Raw genomic sequence first — 12,850 nt, 5'->3', positions numbered from 1 at the left:
GGTCTAAAGGGAATCGGCCTCCAACCGCTCCATTGGAGTAGTTGGAGGCCCGATTTGGAGCTGTTGGCGATCACCCCGTGTACGCGTTGGAGCTATCGCCGCCCGTCCGCCTGGTCGGCGAGGCGCCGCAGTCTCTTGGCCAGCCGGCGCATCTGGTCTGGGGTCAACTCGACGTCTTCGGCGATCCGCCCCACCTCGAGGACGCCGACCGTCTCGCTCCCCCCGACGTAAAGCTTAAGTGGCTGCCCACGGATGATGAAGTGTTGAACGCTATATCTAGCGTGCGGGAAACCCTGGAAAGCTATATGAGCGACAATACGACAACTATCGGAAAGGCAACCAAAGCGCAGGGCCTCACCACGCGCTTGGGGCAGGTGAACTGGGCCTCTGCTAGTACCACCGTCGTGAATAGTTCCGCCAGCAACGAGGATTAGTCGCTGGCGGGCTGAGGGTGGATACCAGATTTATTAAATGGGAAGGACGGCATGGGCTACTTGTCGCCTCAGAGCCCCATCGATGCGTATGGCCCTGGAGACGGCGGATGAGCCGGCCTTAGGGCGCACTGTCAGTGGCTGAGATGCGGGCGAGCGCCCGCTGCAGGTCCGCTGCGTGCCGGGCGAGGTTCAAGTAAGAGGTCATCACCTCCACCAGGGAAAACACCCGGACTTCGGTCCGGGTGTTTTCGTTTGTGCCGGACCTTTGCCAGATCACTTCTCGGCCTGCTTTGGAGCCTCACCGATCAATGCGTCCAAGGCCGCTGCGATGGCCTGGTCCCCGTCCCTGCTGGCGTGCTGGTAGATCATGGCGGCCCTGGTACTGGAGTGACCGATCCGGGCCATCAGCTCTCGCAGGGTCGCGCCGCTCTGCGCCGACCAGGTGCGAGGGATGCTCATGCCGTCACCTCGCTCCAGTGCTTGATCGCGTCGAGCGGGCGCGAGATGACCAGGTCCCGCAGGTACAGCACGCCGAGGGTCGGGTACAGCCGCGCAGCCTCTTCGAACTGGTCCCAGAGGTGCGCGGCGAGCACCCAGCCGGCGCCGTACCGCTGCACCAGCAGCTCGATCGCCGACTCGCACGGCCACACCGTGGGCACCGCATGGTCCGAGCAGAGACCGAAGGGCAGGACCTGCCTGTGGGTGGCTCTCGTCGCTGTGCCGAGTTCCTGACCGAGCATGCCCGCTCCTCCGCCGCGTCCAAGGATTCAGCGCGGCGGGTCCGGGCATTTTCCATGGTGATCCAGACCGACCGCCCGCCGCGTTGGGCAGCGGCGGGCAAAGACCGAGCCAGGGACTTCCGCCCGCCGATGCTGCGATCGAAGCTATGGCCAGCCGAGTGAGGGAAGGGGCACAATTTGTGCCCCTTCGCTTACGCGGCCAGTAGGCCGATCTTCACGGCGAGTTCAGACGCACGCCGCCGGCGGGCCGGACTCTTGGACTCGGCCTCCCGTTGCGTCCTCAAGGAGACGTTCGAGGTATCGGAGCGTCTCCAGATTGACCGCATCAGCAGCATCGAAGTGCGCCGCGTCGCGGTGCGCCTGGGTGGTCAGCCATGCGGCTACGCCGATGGCGTGCGGGTCCTCGGACTCTTGGGCCGCGATCAGGCCACGCTCGGCCACACGCCACAGCAGCGCGGCATCCGGCTGGTAGGCCACGAAGAACTGGGCCAGCGAGTAAATCTCTGAGAGCACGGCCTGCGCCCTCCGGCGCGCCGGACCGGTGTCGGCCTGCCGGACGGCGAGCTGCGCGTCCCGGATGAGTTCCGGCAGCAACCCTCCGATCGCCTCCCGGTGGTTGGCGGCCGAGTGCCGAGCCGACCATGCACTCGCCAGCCGTGCCCGGATGTGGCCGGTCAAAGGCGCTTCCTGATCGGTGGCGACCGGATAGGCGTCCACGGCCTCTTTGACGGCCGCGAGGCGCGGATGGCCAGGACCAACGAACAGATCGACGTGGAGCGACTGGTCGCCGGTCAGGTCGGACAGGTCGCGTATCCGCAGAACCTCGGCAAGGGCGAGAACAACGTCCAGCTTTGGTGTCTTCAGACGCCCGGTCTCCACACCCTTGACCCACGACCCGGATCGGCCTACCAGGCCGCCGAGCTGGTCCCGGGTGAGCCCCCTGCGTGTGCGGAGGAGTTGCAGCCGCTGACCGAATGCCAGCGAATCGGCGTACGGATCCATCGGTGCTCCCTGGTAGAGGACAGGGCGCGGCGGCCGGCCTCTACCCCGGCCGCCGGATTCGACCGTACGCGCTACCGCCGGCGGAACACACCCACCACGACGGCAACCACTCCCACGACTCCGCCGACCAGCAGCAGACAGATCAACAAATGCCAGATCTTCAATGCGCCCATGGCTGGTCAAGGTACGACCCCCAGTGCACAAGATCGTTGTCCGCCGACTGGTCGAGCCGAGCGGGGGTTTAGGCGAATCGGAGACGACAATCCAGGAGTCGTCGTCCGTGCCGGGCCGGACGATCGGGTGTCCCCGAGCCTGCGGCAACGCGGTGACCAGCAACGAAAACGTCCCGGTATGTCGTGATCTCGTGCGAGCCTGACGACATGTCCACATCCACACCAGCGATGCCGAGGCGCATCGCCGCAGAGTTCCTCGGCACCTTCTGGCTGGTCTTCGCCGGCTGCGGCTCGGCCGTCCTGGCCGCCGCGTTCCTCAACCCCGCCGGTCTCGACCTGGGTATCGGCTTCCTCGGGGTGGCGCTCGCGTTCGGATTGACGGTGCTGACGATGGCGTACGCCGTCGGGCACGTCTCCGGAGGTCATTTCAACCCGGCGGTGACCGTCGGCCTCGCCGCCGCCGGACAGTTCCGCTGGCGCGACGCGCCGGCCTACATCGTGACCCAGGTGGTGGCGGCGATCGCCGGGGCCGGGGTGCTGTTCGTCATCGCGTCCGGCCGGCCGGCGTTCGACGCCGTCGAGTCGGGCTTCGCGACCAACGGGTACGGCGACCGCTCGCCCGGCGGCTACTCGCTGCTGGCCGCCCTGATCACCGAGGTCGTGATGACAGCCGTGTTCCTGTTCGTCATCCTCGGCGCGACGGACACCCGGGCGCCGCGCGGCTTCGCGCCGCTCGCGATCGGGCTCGGCCTCACGCTGATCCATCTGGTCAGCATCCCGGTGACGAACACCTCGGTGAACCCGGCCCGGTCCCTCGGCCCGGCCCTGTTCGCCGGCGGCGGCGCCCTCGGTCAGCTGTGGCTGTTCCTCGTGGCGCCGGTCGCGGGCGCCCTGATCGCGGGATTCACCTATGGAGGACTGCTGGGGCAGAACGAGCCGTCCGCTCCGCTGGAGAGCGCCACCCTGGCCTGACCCGGCGCACGTTGCGCGGGCATTCGCCGAGCCGGCGCCGCACGGCTGGAAGGAGACCGCCGGCGCCGAAGCTCAGGCCCCCGGGCGGCGGCTGATCAGATCCCGCAGCTCGCTGACGATTCGCTTCGGCTGGAGCGGCTTGGCCACGTAGCCGTCCGCGCCGGCCACCATCCCGGCGTCCACGTCGTACGCGTGGTTGTTGCCGGACACCATGAGGATCGCCATGTCCCGCAGCGCCGGGGTGTTGCGGGCCAGCCGGCACAGCTCCATCCCGTTCATCGAGGGCATCCGGACGTCGGTGATCATCGCGATGGGCTTGGCGACGGTGAGGATCCGGGCCGCGGTGCGCCCGTCGTTCGCGCCCACGGCCTGGTAGCCGGCCCCCTCCAGCGCCACCGTGAGCAGGTCCCGGACGTCGGCGTCGTCGTCGGCGATCAGGATCAGGTTCTGGTTCATTGCTAAGCCCCTCCTCGTGGACCCTTCTGATCGGCTGTTGTCCGCCGGGCGGCAGTCATCTCCGGTTGCCGTCCAGGTGCGTCCTCTGCCGTCGGCAGAAGAAGTGGGGCCGCTCGCCGGATCGCTGCCACCATCGGCGCATGGCCACCTCTTTCTCGCTGCAGGCGCAGCCGACCGAAGCCGCCGACTGGCTCGATCTCGCACGGCGTGCCGAGGCCGCCGGATTCCAGGCGCTCTACGCCGCCGATCATCCGGGCGCCTGCGCGGCGCCGTTCGTGGCGCTGGCCGCGGCGGCCGCGGTGACCAGCCGGATCAAACTCGGGTCGTACGTGGTGAACGCCGGCATCCGCGAGCCGATCCTGCTCGCCGCGGATGTGGCCACGCTGGACGTGGTCTCCGGCGGCCGGGCGATCTTCGGGGTGGGGGCCGGGCACACGCCTGCCGAGTGGGCCGCGATCGGGCGGGAGCGCCCGGGGGTGCGCGAGCGGGTCGACCACTGCATCACGGTGGCCGAGACGACCATGCGGATGCTGGCCGGGGAGGGCCTGGAGAAGCCGCGGCCGGTGCAGGAGCGGGTGCCGCTGCTGTTCGGGGGCGGCAACACCCGGCTGCTGCGCTGGGCCGCCGAGCACGCCGATGTGATCGGGCTCTCCGGGCTGGGCCGCACCCTGGCGGACGGGCACGAGCACGAGGCCCGGTTCCGGCCGGACCAGGTGGACGCGAAGGTGGGGCTGGCCGGCGGGACCCCGGTGGAGGCGCTCGTGCACTACTTCGAGGTGACCGACGACGCCGGCGCGACGTACGCGAAATTGGCGGAGGAGGCCGGGACCAGTGTGGCCGACCTCGAGCTCACGCCGTACGCCCTGGTCGGAACGCAGCGTGAGATCACAGCGAAGCTGGCGCTCATCGAACGCCGGTGGGGGATCACCCGGTTCACGGTCCGCCGCCCGGCCTTCGACGGGGTCGCCGCCCTGCTGGCGGCATGAGGCCGGCCGGGCCGCCACGGCGGCCCGGCTGTTCCCGGGGACTAGTTGGTGGTCACCGCCGTGCTGGCGGTCTCCGGGTTGCGGAAGGCCTTCAGCGTCAGCGACAACTCCACCTTGCCCTTCTGGAACTTCAGCGAGGCGCCCTGGACCAGCACCGCCCGCGGCTGGGTGTTCTGCAGCTGGTTCAGGAAGGTGCTGATGTTCTTCACCGATCCGGTCGCGTTGAGAGCGATCGGCAATTCCTCCACCGTGGACACCGCTTGGGACTTGTCCCGGCCGCTGGCCGAGTACGCGTCCACGTCGACCCCCAGGTTCATGCCCATGATCTGCAGCTGCGTCAGGAAGGCGGGGATGTCGTCGGCGGGGATCTTGTCGCCGGTCGGCAGCGCCTTCAGGTACATGTCGCGCTTGGCGTGATAGGAGCTGAGCTTGGTGTTCTCCACCTTCAGGTCGGCCAGCTTCTTGCGCAGCGTGGCCAGCTGGGCCGTGGTCTCCTCGGCCTGGCCGCGCATGTCCGACGCCTCGTTGTACTTCGGCTGGATCAGCAGGAACCAACTGGCCGCGATCAGCAGCGCCACCAGGCCCAGGCCGCCGAAGAGCCAGACGCGGTCGGAGCGGAGCGCGCTCATCACTTACCTCCGGAGGCGGTGCAGTCCGAGCTGAACCGGCCGCAGAGGGCCGTCTTGGTGAGCGAGATGGTGATGCTGAAGGTGACGCCCTTGTTGTCCGTGCCGGAGACCTTGTCCTTGCCGGAGACGTTGTTGATGAACGGGTCGGCGAAGCCCTTCTTCTCCAGGTCGACCAGCGCCAGGACGTATTTGGCCACCGCCTTCTTGTCCGGCGCGGTGCCGCTGATGCTGATCGTGGCCACCTTGTCGCTCTTCGTCTCCGAGTTGGCGGTGCCGCCGGTGGTCAACGTGCCGTCGAGCTCGCTGATCACGACGTCGTAGGCGGTCCCGGTGGTGCGCACCGTGTCGAGCACGGTCTGCCAGGGCAGGTCGTCGGCCATCAGCTTGCCGAGCTGACCGGACATCACCTTGATGGTGTTCTTGGTGGTCGTCAGGTCGTTGTACTCGCGCTGGTCCTTCTGGACCTTGGCAACCTGCTGGGTGATGAACGCGAAGTCCTCCTCGGCGTCCCGCTTCTCCACGGTGGCGTGCCAGTACCAGCCGCTGAGCAGCGCCAGCACCAGCACCACGGCGACGATCACCACGGCCCGGGTGCGGCGGGCGCGGCGGCTGTCGGTGATGTCCTGCGGCAGCAGGTTCGCCCGGATCGGCAGGACGCGGTTGGCGTGCTGCGGGGAGGCCGACGGGTCCAGCGGCATCAGCGCGGTAGTGGTCATCGGCCGGCTCCCAGGGTGAGGCCGATCGACACCGCCGCCGACGGCACGAAACTGTCGAATCCCCGTTCCCGGGCGCGGCGGGTGTCGCGCAGCCGGGCGGTGCTGTCCGCGTAGAGCACCGGGATGCCCAGTTGCTCCTGCAGGTGCTCGGCGAGCCCGGGCATCAGCGCGCCGCCGCCGCACAGCGAGAGCCGGGTGACCTGCTTCTGCCGCTCGCCGGAGGCCAGGTAGGTGAACGAGCTGCGCAGCTCGCTGGAGAGCGGCCGGACCGCGTCGGTGAGCGCGGCCACGGTGTCCGGGTTGCCGTCGCCGTGCAGGCCGTACCGGCACTTGATCTCCTCGGCCTGGTGGGCCGGGACGCCGAGCCGGGTGGCGACGCTGTCGGTGATCTCCGATCCGCCGCGCGGCAGGGTACGCACGAACAGCGGCTCGCCGTCCGCGTGCACCACCACGCTGGTGATGTCGGCGCCGATGTCGACGATCGCCTCGACCTGCGAGTCCAGCCGGGAGGCGGCGCGCAGCAGCGCGAACGAGGCCAGGTCGACGCCGGTGACGTGCAGGCCGGCCTTCTCCACCGCCTGCACCAGGTCGACCACGGCGTCCTTGGGCATGGCGATCAGCAGACCGCGTACGGTCGGGTTCTCGCCGGGCTGTTCCAGCGGGTAGAAGTCCAGCAGCGAGCGCTCGACCGCGAGCGGGAGCGCGTCCTTGACCTGGAACGGCAGGGCCTGGCGCATCTGCCCGGCCGGCAGGTTCGCGATCGACATCTCGCGGACCACCAGTTGCGGGTTGGTCACGCCGAGGCTGACCCGCTTGGTGCCGAACCGGCAGGCGACCCAGAGCTGCTTGAGCGCGTGCGTGACGCCGACCGGGTCGTGCACCACGCCGCCGTGCACAGCGCCCGGCTCGAGCGGGATCTGCCCGAAGTTCGTCAGGGAGTATTCGTCCCTGGTGCGGCGGACCTCGACGGCCCGGATCGAGGACGAGCCGATGTCCAGCCCGATCGGCGTTGCGCCAGCCATCGGTTCTTCCTTTCCGGTGTCGGACTCTTCCTACGGGCTATCGGTCAGAACTGGGCCGGTGTGAGCAGGTTCGCGTACCAGTCGCCGATCGGCGCCGCGGCGAACACCGCGAGGAACGCGCCGGCCAGCATGTACGGCCCGAACGGGATCCGGCTCTTGCGGCCGGCGGCCCGGGTGGCCAGCAGGATCGCGCCGGCCAGCCCGCCGAGCAGGAAGCCGGAGAACGCGCCGATCGCCACCGCGCCCCAGCCCAGCCAGCCGAGGTGGAAGCCGAGCAGCGGGGCGAGCTTGACGTCGCCGCCGCCCATGCCCCAGGCGCCGAGCACGCGGTAGAGCAGGTAGAGCAGGATCGCGGCGGCCGCGCCCCGGAGCAGGGCGGCCGGGTCGCCGGTGAGCAGGGCGGCCGGGACCAGCAGGGCGGTGGCCACCGCGTACGACGGCAGGACGATCTTGTCGGGCAGCCGCATCACGTCCAGGTCGATGAGGGCCAGGGCGATGGCGACGGCCGCCAGGTAGAGGTATCCGGGCAGCTCCCAGGACCAGCCGAAGCGCGCGGTCACCGCGACGAACAGCGCGGCGGTGCCGGCCTCGACGAGCGGGTAGCGGGCGCTGATCGGGGTGGCGCAGTCGGCGCAGCGCCCGCGCAGCAGCAGCCAGCCGAGCACCGGGACGTTGTGCCGGTTGCGGATGGCATGGCCGCAGTCCGGGCAGTGCGAGCCGGGGCGGACCAGCGACTGGTTCCGGGGCACCCGGTGGATCACGACGTTCAGGAAGGAGCCCACCGCGAGTCCGAGCACTCCGGCGATCACGAGCAGCGGGGCCAGCGGCATGTCGGGCTCCTCTCATGGGGACGGGTGGCGCCACCTCCTGGTGGCGCCACCCGTCACTGCCGGTGCGAAGGATCAGGGGGCGGGGGTGGTGGTGGAGGAACAGCCGTTGGCGGAGACGGTGACGTTCGTGGCGGTCTGGACCGAGCCGCCGTCCTTGCTCTTGTACAGGTACACCTTGCCGCTGCCGCCGCTGTTCTTGGCGCAGATGGTGTAGGTCGTGCCGTCGCTGTCGCGGACGTAGGTCAGCTGGGTCTTGTCGGAGACCGTGATGGAGCCGACCTTGTTGCTGGCCGCCGTGAGGTCGATCGACGACGACGTGGTGGCGGTAGCGCCGCTACCTGTGATGCTGCTGAGCGGGCCCTCCGGGTAGGTGTTGCCGTTGCTGGTGTAGTACTGCTCCACCGCGCTGATCGCGCCGCGGACGTCGGACTGCGCCGACTTGTCCGCCGCGCCCTGGCGGTAGTTCAGGTAGACCGGGACGGCGATGGCGACCAGGACGCCGATGATGACCACCACGACCAGGAGCTCGATCAGGGTGAAGCCCCTGTCGTCCTCCTTCTTCGCGAGGATGTCGTCGCGCTTGACGGTCAGGCGGTCGATGACGTGCTGCATGTGGGGTGCCTCCAGGGCGGGGTGGGGTGGTGCGAGGTGGGGAGAGCCGGCCGGGAGCAGCCGGTGTCACCGCGTGCGCCGTCGCACGAAGTGGGGGAGCCGATCAGCTCGACTGGATGTTCTGGTAGATGGTGAACATCGGCAGGTAGAGACAGACCACCATGCCGCCGACCACAGCGCCCATGACGAGCACCATGATCGGTTCGATCGAGGCGGCCAGGGACTCGGCCGCCGAGTCGACCTCACGGTCGTAGAAATCGGCAACCTTGTCGAGCATCTGACTGATCTGGCCGCTCTCTTCCCCGACCTCGATCATCTGCGTGACCATCTCGGGAAAGACCTTGTGACTGCGCATCGCTGTGGACATCGGCTGGCCGTCGCGGACGGTCGCCTGGATGTCCTTCATGGCGACGTTGATGACCTCGTTGCCGGTGGTCTCGCCGACCACGGCGAGCGCCTGCATGACCGGAACACCGACGTTCAGCAGCAGGCCGAGGTTGCGGGAGAACCGGCTCATCGCCAGCTTCTGGAACAGCGGGCCGAAGACCGGCATCCGGAGCTTGATCTTGTCGATCCGGAGGCGGAACTCGGCGCTGCTCCGGTGCTGGCGCTTGTAGGCGACCGCGCCACCGATCCCGACGGCCAGCACCAGCGGCCCGATCCACCACATGTTGTGGCTGGTCGTGACGAGGAACTGGGTGATCGCCGGCAGCTCGCCGCCGAGGTTCTTGAACATCTGCTCGAAGATCGGCACGATGAAGATCAACATCGCCGCGATCAGCAGGAACGTGAACCCCAGGACGATGGCCGGGTAGGTCAGCGCGCCCTTGATCTTGCCGCGTAGCGCGGTGTCCTTCTCCAGGCTGTCGGCGATCTGCTCCAGCGCCTGGTCGATCATGCCGCCGGTCTCGCCGGCCCGGATCATCGCGACCATCAGGCGCGGGAAGACCCGGTCGTGCTTGGCCATCGACGCCGACAGCCCGCCGCCGGCGGCCACGTCGGTACGCACCTCGCTGATCGCCTTCTTCAGCGGCGGCGCCGAGGTCTGCTCCTCCAGGATCGACAGCGAGCGCAGCAGCGACATGCCGGACGAGGTCATCGTGGCGAACTGCCGGGCGAAGATCGCCAGGTCCTTGAGCTTGACCCGGTTGCCCAGCCCGGGGATCTTCAGCTCGCGCTGCAGACCCTGGCCGGCCTCGACCAGTCCGAGCGGCAGCTCGCCACGCTGCCGGAGCAGGTGCGTGGCCGCCGCCTCGTTCGGGGCCTCGATGGTGCCCTTGATCTTCTTGCCGGAGGCGTCGATGGTGTTGTACGCGAAGGTCTTGTTGAGGGCCACGGTCAGACCCTCCCGACGAGCCGCTTGAGCTCCTCCGGGGAGTGGCTGATCTCCAGAGCCGTCTGCATGGTGATCACGCCCTCCCGGACCTTCTCGGCCAGGTGCTGGTCGAAGGCGAGCATGCCCTCGTTGCTGCCGGACTGCATGAAGGACGGGATCTGGTGCGACTTGCCCTCCCGGATCAGGCTCCGGATGGCCGGCGTCGCGGTCAGGATCTCGCAGATCACCTGGCGGCCCTTGCCGTCCGCGCGGGGCGCCAGCGCCTGGGTGACCACACCCTGGAGACTGGCCGCCAGCTGCGCGCGGATCTGCAGCTGCTGGTGCGGCGGGAAGATGTCGATGACCCGGTCGATGGTCTGGGTGGCGCTCTGCGTGTGCAGGGTCGCCAGCACCAGGTGACCGGTCTCGGCAGCGGTCAGCGCGGTCGCCGTGGTGGTCAGGTCACGCAGCTCGCCCACCAGGATGATGTCCGGGTCCTGCCGCAGCGCGTGCTTCAGCGCGTTGGCGAACGTCTCGGTGTCCGAGCCGACCTCGCGCTGGTTGACGATGCTGCGCTTGTGCGGGTGGAGGAACTCGATCGGGTCCTCGATGGTGATGATGTGGTCGGCCCGGCTGCGGTTGGCCAGGTCGAGGATCGAGGCCAGCGTGGTGGTCTTGCCGGACCCGGTCGGTCCGGTGACCAGCACCAGGCCACGCGGCAGGTGCGCGAACCGGCCGACCGACTCCGGCATGCCCAGCTCGTCCAGCGGCTTGATCTGGTGCGGGATGGCCCGGAAGACCGCGCCGCACGAGGTGCGCTGCACGTAGAGGTTGCCGCGGAAGCGGGAGACGCCGATGATGCTGTGCGCGAAGTCCATCTCCTGCTCACGCCGGAACGTCTCCCACTGCTGCGGGGTGACCGCGGCGCGGGCCAGAAGCTCGGTGTCCGACGCGTTCAGCCTGCCGTACCCGGGGACCGGGCGCAGCGCCCCGTCGACCCGCATCATCGGCGGGGAGCCCACCGTCAGGTGCAGGTCCGAGCCTCGCGACTCGACCAGCGTGATCAGCAACTGGTCGAGCACGGCGAGGTCGTCAGCGGCGCCGGCGGAGCCCGCCTGCCGCTCGTGCTCGATCGTGTCCATCTGCCGTTCCGGCCCTCTCGTTCGCGTTCCGACGCCTGTTGAATCGGCATGGCGCGAACCCGGTTTAGTAGCGGGCGGGGTGCGGTCAGACTGCCACTCGGGACACCTCACGCACCGAGGTCAGGCCGCCGGCCGCCTTGGCCAGGCCGTCGGCGCGCAACTCGTACATCCCCTGGGCGAGCGCCACCTCGCGGATCTCGCCGGCCGGGGCGCGGCGGATGGTCAGCGACTCGATCTCGGCGCTGACCGGCATCACCTCGTGCAGCGCGATCCGGCCCTTGTAGCCGGTGTTCGCGCAGTTGCGGCAGCCCACCGGCTGGTACAGCACGTGCGGGAAGGCGAGGTCCTCCAGGGGCCACCGCGCCGCGTACACCTCCTCCTCGGTCGGCGCGTAGGCCTCCTTGCACCAGTCGCAGAGCCGGCGCGCGAGCCGCTGGGCGAGCACGCAGTCCAGCGACGAGCCGACCAGGAACGGCTCGATGCCCATCTCGGTGAGCCGGGTGACCGCGCCCGGCGCGTCGTTGGTGTGCAGTGTGGAGAGCAGGAGGTGGCCGGTGAGCGCCGCCTCCACGGCGATCTGCGCGGTGGTGCCGTCCCGGATCTCGCCGATCAGCACCACGTCCGGGTCGGAGCGCAGGATGGCCGGCAGCACCGCGGCGAAGGTCAGCCCGGCCTTCGCGTTCACCTGGACCTGGTTGATGCCGCGCAGGCGGTACTCCACCGGGTCCTCGATGGTGATCACGTTGACCTCGGGCTTGCTGATCCGGCCCAGGGTCGCGTAAAGCGTGGTCGACTTGCCGGACCCGGTCGGGCCGGTGACCAGGACCATCCCGTGCGGCTTGGTGAACGACGCCTCGAACCGGCTCAGGTTGTGCTCGGTGAAGCCCAGTTTCCGCAGGTCCAGGTCGATGCCGCCGGTGTCCAGGACACGGAGCACGATCTTCTCGCCCCAGACCGTGGGCAGGGTGGCGGTGCGCAGGTCGACGGTCCGGTCCCGGATCATCGCGGTGATCCGGCCGTTCTGCGGCACCCGCTTCTCGGTGATGTCCACGCCCGACATGATCTTGATGCGGGAGGTGAGCGCGGCCATCACGCCGCGCGGCACGATGTCCACCTCGTGCAGCACGCCGTCGATCCGGTACCGCACCCGCATGTCGTCCTCGGTCGGCTCCAGGTGCAGATCGGAGGCGCGGTTCATGACGGCCTGCTCGATCAGGCTGTTCACGTACCGGACGATCGGCGCGTCGTCGGTGCTGGTCTGCTGCGCGGCCATGCCGACCGATTCGCCGGTGTCGGCGTCGGCCAGGTCGCCGAGGTCGCTGTCCTCGCGCTGCAGCCGCTCGATGATCCGCCGGACCTCGCTGCGGGCCACCACCACCGGGCGGACCGTCATGCCGGTCGCCGCCCGGACGTCGTCGAGCGCCACCACGTCGGCCGGGTCGGTCACCCCGACCACCAGCTCGCCGTTGTTGATCGCCAGGCCGAGCACCCGGTGCCGCAGCACCACCGGCAGCGGGATGCGCTTGAGCGCGGCCGGGTCCGGGGTGAACCCGACCAGGTCCAGCGTGTTGATGCCGAACGCCGCGGCGGCCGCCTGGGTCAGCTGCTCCTCGGTGACCACCTGGTCGTTGATCAGGACGGCGCGGACCGGCCGGCCGCTGCGCAGCGCCTCCTCGGCCGCCGCGTCGACCGCGTGCGGGTCGACGCCGATCTGCTTCAGGGCATCGAGCAGCGGACGGAAGGTCTGGTCCATGGAGTCCTCGGGGGGCGCGGCGGCACAGGCTGGTACACCCCTCCATCGGACCTCCGGCCGCAAACCTG

General features: G+C 69.4%; 15 protein-coding genes. 3 read left to right on the top strand and 12 right to left on the bottom strand.

From position 1 onward, the window contains the following. Positions 1-77 precede the first annotated feature (77 nt). A complete protein-coding gene (locus Asi03nite_RS21570) occupies positions 78-434 on the top strand; it encodes a hypothetical protein (RefSeq protein ID WP_203682231.1) in 357 nt (118 codons plus the stop codon). 273 nt (positions 435-707) lie between these two features. On the opposite strand, the gene Asi03nite_RS21565 is transcribed toward Asi03nite_RS21570, so the two are convergent. The 3 genes from Asi03nite_RS21565 to Asi03nite_RS21555 form a co-directional block, all read right to left on the bottom strand. Then, entirely contained in the window at positions 708-893 is a 186-nt protein-coding gene (locus tag Asi03nite_RS21565; protein WP_239102831.1) for a hypothetical protein, read from the bottom strand. Further along, entirely contained in the window at positions 890-1,174 is a 285-nt protein-coding gene (locus Asi03nite_RS21560) for a hypothetical protein (RefSeq protein WP_203682230.1), read from the bottom strand. Before Asi03nite_RS21560 ends, Asi03nite_RS21565 begins: the two co-directional genes overlap by 4 nt. A 225-nt stretch (positions 1,175-1,399) precedes the next feature. Beyond that, positions 1,400-2,176, bottom strand: a complete 777-nt coding sequence (locus tag Asi03nite_RS21555) for an XRE family transcriptional regulator (protein ID WP_203682229.1) — start codon at positions 2,174-2,176, stop codon at positions 1,400-1,402. A 380-nt stretch (positions 2,177-2,556) separates the two neighbouring features. Here Asi03nite_RS21555 and aqpZ point away from each other — a divergent pair, with 380 nt between their 5' ends. Next, positions 2,557-3,321, top strand: a complete 765-nt coding sequence (gene aqpZ, locus Asi03nite_RS21550) for an aquaporin Z (RefSeq protein ID WP_203682228.1) — start codon at positions 2,557-2,559, stop codon at positions 3,319-3,321. 72 nt (positions 3,322-3,393) lie between these two features. Here aqpZ and Asi03nite_RS21545 read toward each other — a convergent pair whose 3' ends face one another. Then, complete coding sequence (locus tag Asi03nite_RS21545) at positions 3,394-3,777, bottom strand: response regulator (protein WP_203682227.1); 384 nt, start codon at positions 3,775-3,777, stop codon at positions 3,394-3,396. A 140-nt stretch (positions 3,778-3,917) separates the two neighbouring features. Here Asi03nite_RS21545 and Asi03nite_RS21540 point away from each other — a divergent pair, with 140 nt between their 5' ends. Then, the gene (locus tag Asi03nite_RS21540; RefSeq protein WP_203682226.1) at positions 3,918-4,763 is read left to right on the top strand and encodes an LLM class flavin-dependent oxidoreductase; all 846 of its coding nucleotides are present in this window, start codon (positions 3,918-3,920) and stop codon (positions 4,761-4,763) included. Between the two features lie 41 nt (positions 4,764-4,804). Here Asi03nite_RS21540 and Asi03nite_RS21535 read toward each other — a convergent pair whose 3' ends face one another. From Asi03nite_RS21535 to Asi03nite_RS21500, 8 genes are all read right to left on the bottom strand, one after another. Then, the gene (locus tag Asi03nite_RS21535) at positions 4,805-5,392 is read right to left on the bottom strand and encodes a type 4a pilus biogenesis protein PilO (RefSeq protein WP_203682225.1); all 588 of its coding nucleotides are present in this window, start codon (positions 5,390-5,392) and stop codon (positions 4,805-4,807) included. Beyond that, complete coding sequence (locus Asi03nite_RS21530; protein WP_203682224.1) at positions 5,392-6,108, bottom strand: PilN family protein; 717 nt, start codon at positions 6,106-6,108, stop codon at positions 5,392-5,394. The genes Asi03nite_RS21535 and Asi03nite_RS21530 overlap by 1 nt, the downstream gene beginning before the upstream one ends. Beyond that, on the bottom strand, positions 6,105-7,130 hold the full coding sequence (gene pilM / locus Asi03nite_RS21525) for a type IV pilus assembly protein PilM (protein ID WP_203682223.1): 1,026 nt from the start codon (positions 7,128-7,130) through the stop codon (positions 6,105-6,107). The genes Asi03nite_RS21530 and pilM overlap by 4 nt, the downstream gene beginning before the upstream one ends. 44 nt (positions 7,131-7,174) lie before the next feature. Beyond that, a complete protein-coding gene (locus Asi03nite_RS21520; RefSeq protein ID WP_203682222.1) occupies positions 7,175-7,960 on the bottom strand; it encodes a prepilin peptidase in 786 nt (261 codons plus the stop codon). Between the two features lie 72 nt (positions 7,961-8,032). Then, entirely contained in the window at positions 8,033-8,572 is a 540-nt protein-coding gene (locus Asi03nite_RS21515) for a prepilin-type N-terminal cleavage/methylation domain-containing protein (protein WP_203682221.1), read from the bottom strand. Between the two features lie 103 nt (positions 8,573-8,675). Further along, on the bottom strand, positions 8,676-9,908 hold the full coding sequence (locus Asi03nite_RS21510; RefSeq protein ID WP_203682220.1) for a type II secretion system F family protein: 1,233 nt from the start codon (positions 9,906-9,908) through the stop codon (positions 8,676-8,678). Positions 9,909-9,910: 2 nt separating this feature from the next. Beyond that, positions 9,911-11,029 carry a type IV pilus twitching motility protein PilT gene (locus Asi03nite_RS21505; RefSeq protein ID WP_239102830.1) on the bottom strand — a complete coding sequence of 373 codons (1,119 nt, stop codon included), beginning with the start codon at positions 11,027-11,029 and terminating at the stop codon, positions 9,911-9,913. An 85-nt stretch (positions 11,030-11,114) separates the two neighbouring features. Continuing rightward, positions 11,115-12,782: a GspE/PulE family protein gene (locus Asi03nite_RS21500; RefSeq protein WP_203682219.1), complete on the bottom strand. Its 1,668-nt coding sequence runs from the start codon at positions 12,780-12,782 to the stop codon at positions 11,115-11,117. Positions 12,783-12,850: the final 68 nt, after the last annotated feature.

The sequence above is a fragment of the Actinoplanes siamensis genome (genome assembly GCF_016862395.1).
Taxonomy (GTDB): domain Bacteria; phylum Actinomycetota; class Actinomycetes; order Mycobacteriales; family Micromonosporaceae; genus Actinoplanes; species Actinoplanes siamensis.
Note: the sequence above shows the minus strand (reverse complement) of the source record. Positions and strands in the feature narration are given on the sequence as shown.

Bases quoted from the DNA above. Each gene is read 5' to 3' on its own strand.
- Asi03nite_RS21565 (WP_239102831.1), bottom strand. From the start codon at position 893: ATGAGCATCCCTCGCACCTGGTCGGCGCAGAGCGGCGCGACCCTGCGA.
- Asi03nite_RS21560 (WP_203682230.1), bottom strand. From the start codon at position 1,174: ATGCTCGGTCAGGAACTCGGCACAGCGACGAGAGCCACCCACAGGCAG.
- Asi03nite_RS21555 (WP_203682229.1), bottom strand. From the start codon at position 2,176: ATGGATCCGTACGCCGATTCGCTGGCATTCGGTCAGCGGCTGCAACTC.
- aqpZ (WP_203682228.1), top strand. From the start codon at position 2,557: ATGTCCACATCCACACCAGCGATGCCGAGGCGCATCGCCGCAGAGTTC.
- Asi03nite_RS21545 (WP_203682227.1), bottom strand. From the start codon at position 3,777: ATGAACCAGAACCTGATCCTGATCGCCGACGACGACGCCGACGTCCGG.
- Asi03nite_RS21540 (WP_203682226.1), top strand. From the start codon at position 3,918: ATGGCCACCTCTTTCTCGCTGCAGGCGCAGCCGACCGAAGCCGCCGAC.
- Asi03nite_RS21535 (WP_203682225.1), bottom strand. From the start codon at position 5,392: ATGAGCGCGCTCCGCTCCGACCGCGTCTGGCTCTTCGGCGGCCTGGGC.
- Asi03nite_RS21530 (WP_203682224.1), bottom strand. From the start codon at position 6,108: ATGACCACTACCGCGCTGATGCCGCTGGACCCGTCGGCCTCCCCGCAG.
- pilM (WP_203682223.1), bottom strand. From the start codon at position 7,130: ATGGCTGGCGCAACGCCGATCGGGCTGGACATCGGCTCGTCCTCGATC.
- Asi03nite_RS21520 (WP_203682222.1), bottom strand. From the start codon at position 7,960: ATGCCGCTGGCCCCGCTGCTCGTGATCGCCGGAGTGCTCGGACTCGCG.
- Asi03nite_RS21515 (WP_203682221.1), bottom strand. From the start codon at position 8,572: ATGCAGCACGTCATCGACCGCCTGACCGTCAAGCGCGACGACATCCTC.
- Asi03nite_RS21505 (WP_239102830.1), bottom strand. From the start codon at position 11,029: ATGGACACGATCGAGCACGAGCGGCAGGCGGGCTCCGCCGGCGCCGCT.
- Asi03nite_RS21500 (WP_203682219.1), bottom strand. From the start codon at position 12,782: ATGGACCAGACCTTCCGTCCGCTGCTCGATGCCCTGAAGCAGATCGGC.